11 protein-coding genes are annotated in these 18,063 nt (G+C 44.9%); 10 read left to right on the top strand and 1 reads right to left on the bottom strand.

The window, feature by feature from the left end; genetic code table 11:
- Window positions 1–21 precede the first annotated feature (21 nt).
- Both hypE and BMX69_RS11230 read left to right on the top strand, forming a co-directional pair.
- Complete coding sequence (gene hypE, locus BMX69_RS11235) at window positions 22–999, top strand: hydrogenase expression/formation protein HypE (RefSeq protein WP_054791783.1); 978 nt, start codon at window positions 22–24, stop codon at window positions 997–999.
- 111 nt (window positions 1,000–1,110) lie between these two features.
- Window positions 1,111–1,680 carry an N-acetylmuramoyl-L-alanine amidase family protein gene (locus BMX69_RS11230; protein WP_100042385.1) on the top strand — a complete coding sequence of 190 codons (570 nt, stop codon included), beginning with the start codon at window positions 1,111–1,113 and terminating at the stop codon, window positions 1,678–1,680.
- Window positions 1,681–1,787: 107 nt separating this feature from the next.
- Here BMX69_RS11230 and BMX69_RS11225 read toward each other — a convergent pair whose 3' ends face one another.
- Window positions 1,788–2,750, bottom strand: coding sequence for an aromatic acid exporter family protein (locus tag BMX69_RS11225; protein ID WP_054791771.1), 963 nt, complete (start codon window positions 2,748–2,750; stop codon window positions 1,788–1,790).
- Window positions 2,751–2,899: 149 nt separating this feature from the next.
- On the opposite strand from BMX69_RS11225, the gene BMX69_RS11220 reads away from it, so the two are divergent.
- The 8 genes from BMX69_RS11220 (at window position 2,900) to BMX69_RS11185 (ending at window position 18,063) form a co-directional block, all read left to right on the top strand.
- A complete protein-coding gene (locus BMX69_RS11220) occupies window positions 2,900–3,418 on the top strand; it encodes a YehS family protein (protein ID WP_054791770.1) in 519 nt (172 codons plus the stop codon).
- 214 nt (window positions 3,419–3,632) lie between these two features.
- Window positions 3,633–4,412 carry a hypothetical protein gene (locus tag BMX69_RS11215; protein WP_100042384.1) on the top strand — a complete coding sequence of 260 codons (780 nt, stop codon included), beginning with the start codon at window positions 3,633–3,635 and terminating at the stop codon, window positions 4,410–4,412.
- Between the two features lie 156 nt (window positions 4,413–4,568).
- On the top strand, window positions 4,569–4,892 hold the full coding sequence (locus BMX69_RS11210; protein ID WP_100042383.1) for an RNHCP domain-containing protein: 324 nt from the start codon (window positions 4,569–4,571) through the stop codon (window positions 4,890–4,892).
- 14 nt (window positions 4,893–4,906) lie between these two features.
- Window positions 4,907–5,593 carry an MgtC/SapB family protein gene (locus tag BMX69_RS11205; RefSeq protein WP_092245953.1) on the top strand — a complete coding sequence of 229 codons (687 nt, stop codon included), beginning with the start codon at window positions 4,907–4,909 and terminating at the stop codon, window positions 5,591–5,593.
- A gap of 93 nt (window positions 5,594–5,686) precedes the next feature.
- On the top strand, window positions 5,687–6,400 hold the full coding sequence (locus tag BMX69_RS11200) for a DUF554 domain-containing protein (protein ID WP_330387713.1): 714 nt from the start codon (window positions 5,687–5,689) through the stop codon (window positions 6,398–6,400).
- A 132-nt stretch (window positions 6,401–6,532) separates the two neighbouring features.
- A complete protein-coding gene (aroE, locus tag BMX69_RS11195) occupies window positions 6,533–7,402 on the top strand; it encodes a shikimate dehydrogenase (RefSeq protein ID WP_100042382.1) in 870 nt (289 codons plus the stop codon).
- 378 nt (window positions 7,403–7,780) lie between these two features.
- Window positions 7,781–12,496, top strand: coding sequence for an Ig-like domain-containing protein (locus tag BMX69_RS11190; RefSeq protein WP_100042381.1), 4,716 nt, complete (start codon window positions 7,781–7,783; stop codon window positions 12,494–12,496).
- Window positions 12,497–12,555: 59 nt separating this feature from the next.
- Window positions 12,556–18,063 carry a polysaccharide lyase family 8 super-sandwich domain-containing protein gene (locus tag BMX69_RS11185; protein ID WP_100042380.1) on the top strand — a complete coding sequence of 1,836 codons (5,508 nt, stop codon included), beginning with the start codon at window positions 12,556–12,558 and terminating at the stop codon, window positions 18,061–18,063.

The following is an 18,063-nucleotide window of genomic DNA, read 5'->3' as shown; positions in this document are numbered from 1 at the left end:
ATAGGAAGAGGAGGAAAAGCCATGAAAATTGATATGTCCTACGGCAGCGGAGGAAAGCAGACCGGCAATCTCATCAATGAGGTATTTCTTAAACACTTTAATAATAAAACTATAAATAAACTGGAAGATGCTGCAGTCTTAAATATAAAGGGGAAAATAGCCTATACCACGGACTCCTTTGTAGTCACGCCCCTGTTTTTTAAAGGTGGAAATATCGGTAAGCTAGCGGTATGCGGGACAGTGAATGACCTTTCCATGATGGGAGCTGTCCCCAGATTTCTGACTGCAGGGTTTATTATAGAAGAAGGTGCAGAGCTTGAGACCATCGAGCAGATTGCCGCTTCCATGGCCCTGGCAGCAAAAGAGGCAGGAGTTAGGATTGTAGCCGGTGATACAAAAGTGGTGGAAGGAAACGGTGGAATTTATATCAATACCTCCGGAATAGGAGAGATCCGAAAGGGAGGAATCAGCATCTCAAACTGCAAGCCAAAGGATGCCATTATTCTTTCCGGAAATCTGGGAGAGCATCACGCGGCCATTCTGTCTCACCGGATGGGGATTGAAAATCAGATCGCAAGTGATTGCGCTCCCCTCTACTCCATCGTAAAAAATCTTCTTGACGAAAATATCCAGGTCCATTGTATGAGAGATGTTACCAGGGGAGGGCTTGCTACGGTCCTTAATGAGGCAGCAGACCAGTCCTCCTGTAAAGTGGAGATATGGGAAGAAGCTCTTCCAGTCAGCACCCAGGTGAGAGGGTTCTGTGATATTCTTGGCCTGGACCCCCTCTACATGGCAAATGAGGGGAAAATGATAGCAGTTGTTCCAGGAAGCCAGGCGCAAAAGGCTTTACAGGCAGTTCAGAATAGCAAATATGGAAAAAATGCCAGAATTATCGGAACTGTTATAGAAGGCAGGGGCGTAACAATGAAAACCAGGCTTCAGGGAAGCAGAACCATTGATGTGTTATATGGAGAGGGCCTTCCCAGAATCTGCTAGGGAAAAATCGTGCTTTTATATGTAATAATAGCCAAAAAACTGGATAAAATGTGGCATTTGCAGGATTATGTCATATATTTATTATAGTTAAGTATGAAAGGAAATGCTAATATGGCTATTAAAATATTTATTGATCAAGGTCATAATCCTAGCGGCTTTTTTAACAGTGGGGCGGAGGCCAATGGTTTAAGCGAGTCTGAAATTAATTTTCAGGTTGGAATTTATCTGCAAAATTTGCTAAACAGTGACCCAAGGTTTGAGGCGCGCGTATCAAGGCCGGAACCCAATACCGTATTAGGAACCAATAATACTACCAGTTTGGCGCAGAGAGTAGCTATGGCAAATGATTGGCCGGCCGACTATTTTATCAGCATACATTGTAATGTGAATCCGAATCCTGCAATTAATGGTACGGAAGTATATATTTATCAGTTCTATACCCAGTCTCAGTGGCTGGCAGAACATGTTATGGAAGGTATAAACCAGGTAGCAGGAACGGCAAACAACGGAATCAGGGAAAATCCGGCTCTGTATGTATTAAGAAACACAAACATGCCATCAAACCTTGTTGAACTGGGGTATTTAAGCAACTTGTCGGATGCCAATAAGCTGCGCGATGATCAGTATGGATTTGCTTATGGCATTTTCTTAGGTCTTATGAGGTATTTTGGTTTTGCATAATGTTTTCAAACAGGCGGCTGCGATATGCTCCCTTTGTGGTAATTGGATGAGGAATCCGTCTATTTGCTGCAAGGAGGGCATTTTTCCGTTAAGACAGCATGCGGCTCTTATCTGCGGTGGGTCAGAATGAATTCCCTCTTTATCATCAGCAGTTTTTTTGTCTGTTTTAAAATATAGAACAGGATTGCCCTGGCCTCAAATTCTTCCCGGTTGGAAGGAAGCTCATGGCTTTTTAAATCCTGAAACAAAAGGTCCAAATTATTTAATAGACCTTCTGCCGTATTTTCTCTGTGATACCCCTGTTCAATTCCTTCAAAAAGCAGTGCCACCTGTTTTGCCTGTCTGGGCAGGCAGGTGATGCTTTTAATATTTTCATAGATTTCCTGAAGCACCATGCTTTGCTGCTGGCGCATCTGGATATAATCCACTTCATAAGAATCCTTTTTCCAAAGGGCATTGTTGTAATTATTAAGCGCGCATGTTCTTGCCAGGTCCAGGCTTTCCTTAAGCTGTATCAGACAATCCGGGTTATATCCGCTTTTATCTTCCTCCATCAGCCAGTGGGACATGCGGCTTAAGATCCCCTTTATCTGTGAATCCACATCGTCTGCCAGTTTCTGAAATACTTTTTCCTTTTTCCGTAGATGCATATTAACCAGAACCCCAACCGTAGTGCCGATCAGGAACAGAGCAATCTCATTTCCTATGAGAGGCGCAGACATAGACCGCTCGGACAGAAAATGAGTGATGAGGACGGAATCCATGGCAATTGCTTCTCCCCAGCCTGCATACAGGCAAAGCAGGGCGAATAATAAAAGGTACCAGGCAAATGCAAAAAGAGTGAAACCCAAAAGACGGAAGGAAGCGGCAGCGAGTATTAACGCGCACACAAAAGCAAACGTCCGGTTTCTGGCGCTTTTAATGGTTTCTCTCTTTGTATTCTGGATGCTGAGCACCGTGATGATGCCGGCCGTAGCAGAATATTTTAAACCAAGCTCAGCCGCAATGGTAATTGCCAACACAGCGGCAGCTGCAATTTTTATGCTTTTAATGATCTTTTCCTTTTCCATTGTGTTACCTCGTAAAAAGCAGTTTGTATTACCAGTATACCATATTTTTAAAAACATCCCATCAGAAAGATTGCTATTTCCTTCACAAATTAGTATAATTCCTATATTGCAGTTTTCATGTAAAAATGTATTTCCTAAGGAGGAACCGTGTGGATAACAACGATATTTTAATAAGATTGCGGTATGCGATGGATATTAAAGATTCTGATATGATTGAAATATTCAAACTGGGCGGAATCACTATTACAAAAGAAGGGGTCCGAAGACTTCTTGCAAAGCCTCAAGCCGATTTAAGTGATTCCGGAGCGCAAAAGGCTATTGTTGATAAAAACAGGGACATCTGCAATGATTTTACGCTGGAGTCCTTTTTAAACGGTTACATTATTTTTAAACGGGGAAAGCAGGAAACAAAACCGGGAGAGCCGGAAAAACAACTGTTCATGGTGAAGGATCACCGGTCAGTCAATAATGTCCTGCTAAAGAAAATTAAAATTGCCTTATCCCTTACCGGTGATGACATGCTTGATATTTTTAAGTCTGTAGGAATCAATCTGTCCAACGGTGAATTAAGTGCACTTTTGCGAAGGGAAGGGCAGCGCAATTATAAGGAATGCCAGGACCGGTATGTCAGAAATTTCTTAAAGGGCCTTGCAATCAGATACAGATAGCCGGCAGAAGATACTGGAGGGGGGGCCTTGCTTATTATTTTTTTTGTGTTATAATGTAATTAGACGTTAAATCCGAGCGTTGCAGAAGATTTGATGTTTCATGAACAATCATATAATTGACATGTAAAGAACCGTCTTTTTAAGAAGGGCTTTTAGTATTGTGCCAATGGCATGGATATGAAAAGCCCTTCTTTTTTTTGAAAGGAGGAATATTATGCAGTTGGAAGGAATGGAAGTAAGCCATATGAAGTTCGGTGAAGGGAAGGTCATGGAGCTTGAGGAGAAATACATCACCATACTGTTCCCTCAGGGCGAAAAAAAGTTTTTGTATCCAAATTCCTTTAACAAATTTCTGACCCTCAAGGATAAGAAGGTGCAAACAGAAATGAACAATATGCTGAAGCATATTATGGAGGAAGAAGAAAGCAGACGTGCAGAGGAGATCAGTGAGCAGGAACGTCTGGAGGAAATACAAAACTTGAAGATCCGTCCCGATTCCCAGGCGTCCTTTGGATTTGTAGAGAATAACAAGGAACGTGTTTTTTCTACGTGGTCAGTCTATGCAGGTTCCTATCAGAGCGGAGCCTCCAAAGGAAAGCCCAAGCTTCCGGTAAGGCTTAAACTGAATTCAGCCTGTCTCCTCACGGAATGCCCCAAGGGGGTGGCAGAAAAGAGGCGGCGTATCATAGGGGCCTTTATGCTGCAGGATAATTTTGAAAGCTCTGCTTGCAGAGATGGGATAATTCAAAGCCACGAAAAATTCAGGATTCAGCTGAATGATAAAGAAACTCTGTTCTACTGGGATTATTTTTCCGACGGAGCGGAGATTTCAAAATGGGGAAATGTAGAACTTAAATATTTTTCCAATATGATCATGCAAAAGATTCTTTTTGATATGCAAAATGGTCTGACTGATGCGGAGCGTCGGAAAGATGCAGAAGAATTTTACCAGTACTTCTGCCTGGTAAACAAGTTAAAGCCTTTGAGCCAGTAGAAAGATGGGGAAAGAAAAGGAGTGATGCGTATGGAATATGAGCGGAACAGAAGAAAAGAATATGAAAAACGGAGGCTGCATATGTTTTAGTATGCGGCTCATTGTCATAGGATCATGAGACACCGCCTCCGTTTTTTAAAATGGAGGCGGTTTTTTATGAAGAAAAGAATATTGAATACGGCATTCGTCTGTCAAAATTGTAAAAGAGAGGTGCTGCCTATTCAAAACGGCAGCTACAGAAACCATTGCCCCTTTTGCCTGTTTTCTCTCCATGTAGATGGTGAAGTCCCTGGTGACAGAAAAAACAGCTGCAAGGGGCTTATGGAACCGACAGGGATCCGATATCATACGAAAAAGGGATTTCAATTGATCCACCGGTGTACCAGGTGCGGGACATACAGGCACAATGTCATTTGTGAAGGTAATTGCCAGCCAGATAATAGAGAATTAATTCAGGAACTTATGTATCTGATTACATAGAGCGGGAGAGGTGATTGATTCATTATATGTTATCACAGGTAAATATAGCCTCCATTGCATTCCGGCTTTTTCTGTCCATTATTTTATGCGGGGCAATCGGAATGGAAAGGGGTTTAAGAAACCGACCGGCAGGTTTTATGACTTACCTTCTGGTGGGGTGCGGCTCAGCCCTTATTATGATTACCAATCAATATATTGCAACAATCTATACCAATGTGGATCCTACCCGAATGGCATCCCAGGTGGTGAGCGGAATTGGTTTTTTAGGAGCCGGAACCATTATCACCACCGCTAAAAACGAGATCAGGGGCCTGACAACTGCGGCGGGCCTCTGGGCGGCCGCAGCGGTTGGGCTGGCGGTTGGAATCGGTTTTTACGGCGGAGCCATTATAGGAAGTATTTTTATTATTTTTTCTCTGATGTATTTAAAAAAGATTGACCTTTATATAAAAACACATGCAAAAACCATGGAAATATATCTGGAATACAACGAAGAATTTTCCATGCAGAATCTATCTCTGTATACAGAACAATCCCAGTACGAAATTTTTGATATGGAAGCAGGTAAAATAAAGACCTTAAACGGGGAATTTGGCACCCTGACCTTTGATGTCAATTTCCGCCATAAGGTAAATCATGTAAAGATTATAGAAGAAATCAGGCAATTGCCTGGTATTCTTTATGTGAGAGAGGTGGCATAAGCGGGTTAAGAATCGTAGAACCGGACTGATACAATATCTTGCAAAATGGAAGGAATCTGTTATACTGTTTTTCATAGGAAAAACATGAAGCCTATGGAAGATTTGTTATTACAGAGAGGAAGAATGACCGTGATAGGGACTATTGTAAATACAGCTGCGATTCTGACCGGCAGTTTAATCGGTACTTGTGTGAAAAAGGGGATCGAAGAGAAATATCAGGATGCATTATATAATGCCATGGGACTTTCCGCCTGCGGACTTGGCATTCATGCAGTCGTACAGAATATGCCAAAAAGCAGCTTTCCTGTGCTGTTTATCATCAGCCTTGCAGCAGGCAGCCTCTTTGGAGCCAGGTTAAATCTGGTGGAGAGGTTTGATCGGGTGGTAGCCCGTTTTTCAAAAGGAGATTTGGGGCAGGGGCTGTCTACGGCCATATTGCTGTTTTGTATCGGAACACTTTCAATTTTAGGTCCCATGGAGAGCGCTCTTCATGGAGACAATACTTATCTTTTTACAAATGCAACTTTGGACTTTGTTACCTCCATGGTTCTGGCATCCACCTATGGGATCGGGATTGCATTGTCCGCTGTAGTTCTGTTTTTGTGGCAGGGAAGCATTTATCTTTTTTCCGGCTGCCTGTCTGTTTTTTTAACTCCCGAATTATTAACCGAAATTTCACTTGTAGGCGGTTTTTTAATCTTTAGCTCCGGCCTTTCTATATTAAAAATCAAAGACTGTAAGGCGTTAAATATGCTTCCTTCATTGCTTGTGCCTGTCTTATGGTTTTTAATAAAAGCCATTCTCTGATGGAAAACGGCTCTAAGTCAGCCGAAAGGAAATTGTTGACAAGCCGGTAAAATAAGTGTATCTTATCGTTAATACAGACATACCTTTACACCCGGTAAAGATGGGCAATAGAGTGAGAAGGAGAAAAGAACGATGGAAAAAAGAATTTCGGGAAAAACAGGTTTGTTAGGTTTGATTGGTTCGCCGGTGGGACATTCCGGTTCACCGGCTATGTATAATTACTGCTTTGAGAAGCTTGGGCTGGATTACGCATATCTTGCCTTTGATATCAAGGTAGAAGAGGTTGAGAAGGCGATCGATGCTATAAAAACATTCCGCATGAGGGGCTGTAACGTGACCATGCCCTGTAAAAATGAAGCTGTGAAATACATGGATGAGCTATCGCCCGCCGCCCGTATTATAGGCGCGGTCAATACCATAGTAAATGAAGATGGAAGGCTGACCGGACATATTACAGATGGCCAGGGCTTTGTAGATAATCTCCGGGATCACGGAGTAGAAATTGCTGGCAAGAAGATCATTGTCTGCGGCGGAGGCGGAGCGGCTGCTGCAATCCAGGTGCAGTGCGCCTTAGAGGGAGCAAGGGAAATTTCTGTTTTTAACATCAAGGATGCATTCTTTGAAAGAACCCTTCAGACCGCCGAAAAGATCAGGCAGGAAAAACCGGAATGCGTAGTTAATGTATATGACATTGCGGATAATGAAAAGATGAGGGAAGAGATCGCTTCCAGTGATATTTTGGCGAATGCCACCATTGTTGGGATGAAGCCTATGGATCAGGAGAGCGTTGTTAAGGATGTGACCATGTTCCGCCCTGGCTTAGTCGTGGTTGATGCGGTTTACAATCCAAAGGAAACGAAGATGCTAAGAGAGGCAAAGGCTGCCGGCTGCATATGCATTGACGGACAGGGAATGCTTGTATGGCAGGGTGCTGAGGCTCTTAAACTCTATACAGGCCAGGAGATGCCTGTACAGGAAGTGAAGGAACTGTTTTTTAGTTAATGAGTTAGTACCGTTTACAGCATGAGAAAAAGAAGAAGTATAAGAAAGGTTCAAAGAATCGGTTGCGGTTCTTTGGACCTTGTTTGTGCTATAATATAATCGTCCATTTAATTCAGACATGAATGGTATAACGTTCTAAGAAATATTAAATAAGAAAAGATGATGAAAATATAAAAATCGTAAAATTCTGTAATAAATAAAAACAGAAAAATGAAGATATTGCCAAAAACCTTAAGATGATTTATTTTTACGCCGGTCCATAAATGCTATACTTTTTATATAACGAAACGCCATGATTCCGCTGTTTTACAGAAAGTGCTTATGGGTTTAAAATGAACGGATATGGGCGTAAAAAAAAAGTAAGGGGGATCTTTTCTTATGCTTAAAAGCAGCAGGCTTTTCAAAAGAAAAGCGGCCGGCATGATGGCAGCAGTGATGATGATCGGCATCTTGCCCGTGAACATGATCGGATTTGCTGATGTCCTGGAAATGTCGCCGGACAGCTATGAAGACTCGGATGAACACAAGGCGACAAGGTCCAATGCCAGCTATGCCACTGCATCCAATGCGCAGAAAACACAGGAATTGCAGGAAGAGGGAACTGTGTATTACGTGGATGCCAAAAACGGCAATGACAGTGGAGACGGAAAAACAGAAGAGACTGCGTGGAAGACCTTTGACAGGGTCAATTCCAAAACCTTTCTACCCGGTGACAAGATACTGCTAAAAGCAGACTGCATCTGGAATCAGGCACTGAATCCCAAAGGCAGCGGCAGAGAGGGAGTGCCCATCATCATTGATACATATGGAGAAGGCAGCCGCCCTTTGATTAACGGCAATGGTACCTCCGGGCCTTCCATTACTGGCGCGGTGACGATTTACAACGAAGAGTACTGGGAAATTTATAACCTGGAAGTGACGAATCTGGAAGATACGGATAAGATGGGGGAAGCCATGGACAGCGGTACCAGTGAACGTGCCGGGATCCTGATCTATTCTTCCAATCAGAAAAAGATATACAAACACATTACCGTGAAGAATTGTTATGTACACGATGTCAACTCCAACTTCAAAGGCGGAAAAACATCCGGCGGCATTATCGTTATGGGCCATTACCTGGACAAAGACGGAAACAGGGTCACCGTTGATGACAGCGGCAATCTGACCGCCAAAGCCATGGGGCGGGCAGCTTTTGAGGAGGTGATCATTGAGGGGAATTATGTAAAGAATGTGGCTATTGAAGGGATCCGGAATAAATGCAATACGGATATATCCAGTTCCGGCTGGGGGAAAAACGAATTCCTTAAAAACTATTCCAATGTAACCATTCGTAATAATTATCTGGAAAATGTCGTAGGCGACGGCATCGTTCTGACAGAAACCAAAGGCGGACTGATCGAGGGAAATATGGTAAATTCCTCCTGCGGCTTTGACCGGGGTTCAGTAAACTACGCCCAGTGCTGGACCATGTTTGCTGATGATGTCACCGTACAGTATAATGAAGTTTACGGCAACCGGTACGGGTACGATGACGGCGAGGCCTTTGACTCCGATATGATGAATGTGGACAATATCTTCCAATACAATTTAAGCCATGACTGCGGCGGCGGTGTCATGCTGTTTATGTCGAGCCAGAAAAATACCATATTCCGCTATAATATAAGCATTAATGACGGTACAGGCACTTATCCCGGGGAAAACAGGATGCAGCAGCAGACCTTCCATTATGACAATACATCATCTGCAGGACCCGGCGTAGGCAAAATTTATAACAATACCATCGTTGTCTTTGGGGAAGATAAAAAAACCTCACTGTTTGGCGGAATGAGCAAACGAACTTGTTTTGTGGATTTCAAAAACAATATTGTTCTGGCCAAAGATGGAGCAACCATTGACTTTGCAGTTTTAGCCCAGGGATCCACCATCCATGAAGACAGTGTGATAGAAAACAACTGTTTTTACCCGGATACCATTGCAAACACCAGTGCTGGTTCTGTTTTGAATAAGGAGAGCCTGGAAGCCAAAGGAAATGTATTTAAGGATCCCATGCTGATCGATTATAAGGCGGGAAAGGATTATTCCAAATTTAAGTATCCTTTGGAGGAGCTGGAAGACCTTATGGATTCTGATTTTACCAAAGACAGGATCCAGATGCTTGCAGAGCCGTATCAGCTGACGGAAGGGTCTCCCTGTATCCGCACCGGTCAGAGACTCGAAGGCATGCCTACCGAGGATATTATGGGCAATACCATTGCCGGACGTGTGGATATAGGCGCTCTGGAATATTCCAGTGAAGATGAGCTGGCAGAAGAAGTGGAGGAGGTTCATATTGTAACGACTCCCGGAGTTGTACCGAAACTGCCGGCAACCTTAAAGATCATTCTGGACGGGCAATCCTATGATTATCCGGTTAAGTGGGATGAACTGACAAAGGAAGACTGCATGCAGGCGGGAGTGATCGAACTTGCCGGAGTCCTTCCAGGATTATCCAATCAGGTTGTGGCTTCTATTATTGTGGCAGATGCACCGGAAGGTTTTGAGCCGGTTGATGTATCGACGTTTGCAGGAATCTACCCGGTACTCCCTGATAAGGTTACCGCAGAATTTACAGGCGGTTTGACCCTGGAGCTTGGGGTGACATGGGAAACGCTTACCCTGGAACAGTATTCCCACGAAGGTGAGATCACGGTAGAAGGGACTGTTTCGGGCCTGAAGGAAAGATGCAGGGCAAAGATAACGGTCATCGGTGAACTGGGAGATGGAACAAGCGTAAAGGAAAAGGTGACTTCCAAGGATGCCTATACCCAGCAAAACGACGGAAACAAAGCTTACGGAAGCTCCGATCCCAATGTTATTAAGGTCAAAACAGCCAATAACTCGCCTTCCTACACAAGAAATGGGCTGATCGGCTTTGATTTATGTGATGAAGAGCAGATGCTGAGATCCGCCTCCAGCATTACCATAAAGCTGCAGATGACAAGACCCGTTTCGGAGGCGGATTATAAAACCATTAACAATCATTTTTATCTCAAGGTTTATGAGGTGGATGACATTTGGAATGAAGGAACAGTGACGTGGAATTCCTCTCCCAATGTTTCTTTTAAGAACCTGGTGATCAAAGATAAAAAAATCGTGTATGCCAATATCCGAGATGCCCATGAGAATATACTGGAACTGGATGTGACCGATTGGGTAAAAAATGCCTATGCGAAAAAAGGACAGACAAAGTTTTCCTTCCTTATGACAACCGATTATTTCGGTGAGTATGCTAACGGTGACAACGGCGGTATTGATTTCGCGTCCAAAGAGGCAAGCGGAAAGATGGCTCCTACCATGGTATTAAGCAATGTTTACGAAAGGTCGGTGGAAGCTGTTTCCGTATCAACACCGGCAGGGAAGAGTCCGGTTCTTCCGGAGACGGTATCAGTCAGTTACTCGAGCGGAGAACAGAAGAATGTGACCGTGGAATGGAACAGCATTGATTCTGCAAATTACCAGAGCGAGGGAAGCTTTGTGGTGTATGGGAAGGCAAATGGGGTAAAGCTTCCCATAAGGTGTACGGTTTATGTCATGGAGGCGATGCATAAAGTTGTCTCGGTCAGGGATATTGCTCCGATCATCCAGCTGGTTGGAACGCCATGGGAGGAACTGGGACTTCCGGGGACAGCAGCAGCACTGTTAGATAATGGGCAGGAAGCGGAAGTACCCATTGCATACTGGTTCCCCGATCATGCTTATGACCCGGAAAAGGTGTTCTCCTATACCTGCATCGGATATCTGGATCTTACCGGCCATGAGACAATTGAAAATCCGAATCAGAAGTTTGCCGCGGTAACCGTGAATATAATTGAACCGGAAGACAAGAATGCACTCCTTGTCCTTTATACCGAAGCGGCGGATCTGGTCAATCAAGGCGCATTGGATAAGCTGACCGATGGAGCTAAAAACCGCTTTATAAAGGCGTTCAACCAGGCTGCTTCCGTACTGATCAATACGAAAGCAACCGAATCAGAAGTTCATAAGGCATATGTCAATTTGATGGAGGCTATCTGGTATCTGGAATCAGAAGAGAATTTAAAGCCTGATACTTCCGCCCTCCGGGATCTGGTGCTCATAGCGGAATCCAAGAACAAGAAGGATTATACCGAAGAGTCCTATGGGGTATTAAAAGATGCTCTTTCAGAAGCTAAGTCTGTTTTAAAGGATAAAACGCTTACAAAGGGCGACCAGGACCGAGTAGACCAGGCATACGACAATTTGAAAGAGGCTTTGGAAGGCCTGGAATTTAGCGGGAATTCGGGAACGGAAAACAGGATTATCACAGGGATTAATATTATCACATTACCGAATCAAATTATATATAAAACAGGAGAGCGAATCAGCCATTTCGGCCTAAAGGTGGCCGCCGTATATAGTGATGGCTCATTAAAAGCCATAAACGGCTATGAGATATCAGATGTAAGCACTTCGGTGCCGGGGGTAAAGGATGTGATCATCACTTATCGTACAGCGGTCAACAATGCCATTAAAGTATTCACAGACGTCTTCCAGATAACGGTGATAAAGGAGACTTCCCAGGGAAGCGGTTCCGGCAGCTCTGGAGGAGGCACGTCCTCTCAAAGGACGGGGGCCGGTATAAGCGGACAATGGCAGAAGGTCAATGAAACGGCATGGAGATTTTTAAAGGCTGACAAAACCTATGCTTCCAATGAATGGGCAAAAATTAATGGAACATGGTACCGGTTCGATAAAGACGGCATGATGCAGACCGGATGGATCGTGGATCAGGGCATATGGTATAAGCTGAGCCAGAATGGTTCCATGGAGTCGGGCTGGGTTAAAGAAGAATCAGACGGGTACTGGTATTACCTTGATGAGTCCGGCGCCATGGGAACCGGCTGGATTCTTATCAATGGAATCTGGTATTACTTTAACCCTGCTACACAGGGAGAAACCGGCTGGCATAAAACAGAAGACGGCAAATGGGGACATCAGACTGGAGAAAGAGGAAGCAGACCGATGGGAGCCCTTAGTACCAATACCACAACGGCTGACGGATATCGGGTGGATGATAACGGAGCCTGGGTCCAGTGATAATTTAACCTGAAAGAGGGATTTCCCTCTTTCAGGGACCATTTGGGGGAAGCGGTCTTATGAAGGTAAAATGGAAAAAAATATGCGGGGCGGCGCTGATTTGTTCTATACTTATGGAGACTCTTATTTATGCAGCTCCTATACCAGGGAATCCTGCGTCTGATACGGATCAAAACGCTCTGGAAACGGTTTTAAATGACGGGCTGGTCATGCATTCTTCCTTTGATGAAAGCAGTATATCCGGGAGCAGGGTAAAAGACCAGACCGGAAGAGGAAATGATGGAATCATTTACGGACAGCCGGTCTTTGTAAAGGGGATCCGGGGAAACGGCGTTTCCGTGGATAACGGGAGCAAAGCCGGACAGCCAAACACCAAAGCCGACCATTATATTTCCTATGGTCAGACTGGGGATTTGAAATTTGGAACGGAAGATTTTTCCCTGTCCTTCTGGCTGAAGACGGAAAATCACGGGCAGAATAACGGTACCATCCTTTCCAATAAAAACTATATAAGCGGCAGCAATACGGGGTGGGCATTTGGTAATTTTAATAATGTCAGTGATGTGGATATGAGAATGAATTTTTCAGGAACAGGAAACAGCCGGGTGGAATTAAAAGGAATCCCTGCAAACGATGACAAATGGCATCATGTAGCCGGCAGCTTTGACAGGGATGGCGAAATGACGGTTTATCTGGATGGAGAGAAATATTCGTCTGTATCTATGACAGGGCACAAAGGAAAATCTGTTGATACGGGACTGGACTTCATCTTAGGCGGCGATGGCAGAGGGTGCTATGGCATGAGCGGCTGTACCGTTGATGAGCTCCGGGTGTACAAGAAGGCAATGAATGCCTCTACCGTAAAAACAATTTATGAAGCAGAAGGAGTGATGGCAGCAGTGGAACAAATGAAAAAACAGCTGGCCTCCATCAAACCGGGTTCCCAGTATTCTCTGGATGGGATCCGTGGAATGGAGCAGGAAATTGAGAATGTAGAAAAAGAACTGGAGGGCATGACAGCCGCCGCAGCTATGGCCGCCGTCAGCAGTCTGAAAGAAAAATACAATAAATTTTTAGAAGGCAGCGAGCCGCTTTGCAGTTTCCAGGTGGTAGCCGATGTGCATATAAAATCTGATAACCTGTCGGAAACCAATGCAGTGAATTTCATTGCAGGGTTAAAGGATATGAAAACCATAGCTCCTGACTCTCTGGGGGTATTAAATCTGGGTGATTTTACACAGAGCGGCACAGAGGCCCAGTATCGTGGGATTTATAATATCATGGATCAGTATTCGCCGGTTTCTGACGACAAGATTATTATGACCCTTGGAAATCACGATGTCAGGGGATTCAATTCTGCTGACTGGAACAAGGATGAAACTGTTATCAGCGCATACTGGCCAACCGCAAAAGCTCTTTATCTGAAACATAATAAAAGATATATGCCGGGAAGCGGTGAAACCCTTTATTTTGACCGGTGGCTGGGAGGGTATCATTTTATTGTACTCAATACGGAAAACGGATTAAAGGATACCATGTACCTTTCCGGAGAACAGTTAAACTGGCTGGAAGAGACTCTGGCTGAAAATGCCAGCCCGGATAAGCCGATTTTTGTCATGGGACACAATGCATTAAAGGACAGCCACTGGAGAAGCAATATCCTGCTGGATTTCGGTAACCAGGATTCCAAAGTAAAGGAGATATTTGCTAAATATCCCCAGGTGATTTACATGTCCGGTCATATTCACAACGGTTTCGGCGTGGCGGAAGCCATTGACAGGGAATACGGCATCTTGATTGATCTGCCCTCTTATAATGAGTCGGAAAACGGAGTAAAAGAAGCCGGAACCGGCTACCATGTAAAGATTTATGAAGACAGTGTGGTATTTAAGGCAAGAAACTTTAAAACCTCTGTTTGGCTGCCGGAGTACGATATAACCGTGGCTCTTCCCGGTCTTCCTTCCCTGTATAAAAAGGCGAAAAGCTTAAATCCCGGCGCTTATACGCCCGAGTCTTATGGGAAAATATTACAGCTTATGGAAGAGGGGAAATCGGTTTTCCAAAAGGAATACGATCAGAGTAAGCTGACCTATGAAAATGTGGCTCCTCCTGGGGTCAGCCTGTTTACCAGAGAGGTGAGGGAAAGGATCAATGAACTTGCGTCAGAACTTTCCACGGCAATGAATGCACAACCTGTTGATTCCCAGTTTCAGGAACTAAGGAAAAAGTGGCTGGTTACGCTGTTAGGCGGAGAGCTTAATACCGGCAATGAAGCAGTCCGCACATATATCCATGGGCTTGATGAAAAGGCCGGGGAATACTGGAATGCCATGATAAAAGGAAACGATGAGTCCAGGACAAATCTCTGGAGCGATCTGGATATGAGCTACATCAAAGGAACCGGCGCAGAAGCCAAGGTCCATTCCGGCAATGTGGCTGTGACCTTCTACCGGTTAAAAGATATGGCAATCGCATGGGCAACAAAGGGATGCCAGCTATACCAGAATGAGAAAGTAAAAAAAGAGCTGATCCTGGCCCTGGATTTTATGAATGAATATCATTATAACAGCAGCGATGAAAAGACCCCGGTGTTCGGAAACTGGTGGCACTGGGAAATCGGAGGTCCCATTGCATTTCTGGATACGGCCCTGATTCTATATGAGGACTTGACACCGGATCAAATTGATCGCTATGCAGCGGCAGTCAACCGGTTTACGAACGTATGTGACCGTCCCTCCGGCTATCCTGGATCTCCGGCCATGACAGGTGCAAATCTAATCGACAAAGGCATGGTAGTGGTCCAAACCGGTCTTTTGACCGGCGACAGGGATAAGCTTTATCATGTGAAAAAGGCATATAAGACCGTATTTGAATATGTGACGACAGGAGATGGATTCTACGAGGACGGGTCCTTTATCCAGCATCAGGCCCTTTCCTATATGGGCGGATACGGTTCTCAGCTCTATGAGAAGCTGAGTATTCTGTTTTCCATATTTTCCGGCACTGATTTTGAACTTACCTATGAGGATCACGCAGAACAGCTGATCTTTGATATGGTATTTGAAGGGATCGAGCCATTTATTTATCGCGGGCTGTGCATGGATATGGTATCGGGAAGAGATATTACCAGAAAGACTTCAAACGACAAAACAAGAGGTGCGGGAATCATGGATGCCATGATGCTGATGGGTGATGCCATGCCTGCAGAACAGCAGGATTGCTTTAATAGCATGATGAAATATTTCATTGGGATGGATGAGGATTATTATTACAGCCACAGTACCCATATTGCTTCATTAATGAAGGCGAATCAGATTATGAACGATGCTTCCATTGAACCGAGGAGTGAGTATGTGCTTCACAAGCTGTTTGCAGGTATGGATAAGCTGGTCCATATTATGCCGGAATTCGGATTCGCTTTATCCATGCATTCCAGCCGTACGTACGGGCATGAGCTGATCAACGATGAAGGCAAGCACACATGGAATGTTTCCGATGGTATGACATACCTTTACAACCGAGACAGAGACCAGTACGGGGAAGGCTACTGGGCTACTGTAGATCCAAAGCGCCTGGCAGGAACGACCACCGAATATGTCACCCGGCCCAACGGCGCCGGCGACCGGACAAAGAATATTTACAGCTGGGTGGGCGGTTCCAGCCTTGGCAGTTACGGTGCAGCAGGAATGCATTATAAGACCTTGGGCAATAGCGGCAGTACCAGATCAGGCACGGACGCTAAAAAGTCCTGGTTCCTATTTGATGACGAAATCGCAGCAGTGGGAAGCGGGATCACTTCCTCCACCGGCAATTACGTGGAGACCATTATTGACAACCGAAAGCTTAATAAGGACGGAAGCAATGAGGTGCTGTTCGATGGGGAAGCAAAGGATATCAGGGACGATGGTGAGGAATGTGTATCAAAAGGAGCTAACATAGCCGGTGTCTCCTGGATCCATCTGGAGGGAAATGCGGCAGGCTCCGATATAGGCTACTATTTTCCTGGGAAAACCGATGTCATGGCCTTGAAAGAAAAGAGGACCGGTAACTGGAATGCCCAGGGAACCAGTGAAGGGGAGGAGACAAACCAGTTTGCCACATTCTGGTTCGAGCACGGGAAAAAGCCAGCGAATGCGGATTATTCCTATGTGATTCTTCCAGGTAAGACTGCGGAAGAAACGGCGCAGTACTGTGAAAATCCGGAAATTGAAGTCCTGGTGTGCAGCGAAGACGCCCATGCAGTCAGAGAAAAGGCCCTGGGAATCACGGCAGTGAATTTCTGGAATAACAAGGCAACGACTGCAGCGGGGATCACATCCAGTAAAGCCGCTTCTGTAACAATGCAGATCAATGGAGACGAAGCAACCCTAGGGGTGTCGGATCCCACCCAGGAGAACCATGGTACCATTGAGATTTCACTCCCATATATAGGCGGAGACATAAAAGAATCCGATGCCAATGTAGAGGTGCTTCAGAAAACTCCGTTTATCAAGCTGGCTGTAAGGACAGCAGGAATGGCAGGCCGGACCAGCAAGATCACATTAAAGATTAAAGAACCTAAGACATGTGAAATCATCGGTCTTTCCGGAGAGTTTGACCGGATCAAGGCAGATCCCGGAACAAAGTTCACGGATCTGCAGCTTCCTAAGACAGTGGAAGCTTATGACAATGCAGGAGGAACCCACACACTGGATATTTTATGGGAGAGAGGGGATTATCAGAAAGACGTATTCGGGACCTATGATTTAACCGGACAACTGGTATTGCCAGAGGGGCTCTGCAATACGGCAGGATTTACCCCACGGATCCAGGTGCAGGTCGGCGACGAATCCACACCGGTCATGGACAATGTTTACGTACAAGGCGGATCGGACAGCAATAAAAATTTCAGCGGTTCTTCCTACCTGATTGTTAAAAATGATGCGGGAGCACAAAATTATACAAGAAAATCCCTTATGAAGTTCAGCTTAGAACAAGTGCCGGAATCCGCTCAGGCAGTTTATCTGACCTTTGAGCTGTCCGGTACGCCAAGTGCGGATTTTACCAGCGCGGATATTTATCAGGTGGAGAGCGATTGGGAAGGGGCAACGGTAACCTTCAATAGTTTCCCGACCCGTATGGATACAAATCCGGCAGCTTTCCTTACAAAAGCCATGACATCCGATAGCCTGATCCAGAAGCTTGATGTAACGGAAGCTGTTAACAGGGCTAAAAGGAATGAAGACGCAGAGATCTCCTTTGAGATCAGCATACCAACGGCAGCAAAAAATAATTACCTGGACATTCACTCCTCCAGAACTGCCAAAGAAGGAGCCGTAAAGCCGTTGCTGGTTTGGGAATCCGATTATGTACCGGAAAAGGTGATAAAAAAGAATTTAAGCTTTATTGTTGATATGGCTTCCAATATCAATGCAGAGAATTACAGCAATGTGGATGAGGCAGGTCTGACACAGCTGCTTGAAGAAGCAAAACGTGTTCTCCGGGATCCGGATGCAGAAATGGAAGAAATTCATGAAATGGAGAGACGTTTGACTCAGGAACTGGTAAAATATAGAAGAAAGCTGTAA

It is taken from the genome of Lacrimispora sphenoides JCM 1415, assembly GCF_900105615.1.
Lineage (GTDB): Bacteria > Bacillota > Clostridia > Lachnospirales > Lachnospiraceae > Lacrimispora > Lacrimispora sphenoides.
This window is presented reverse-complemented; position numbering and strand designations above follow the sequence as displayed.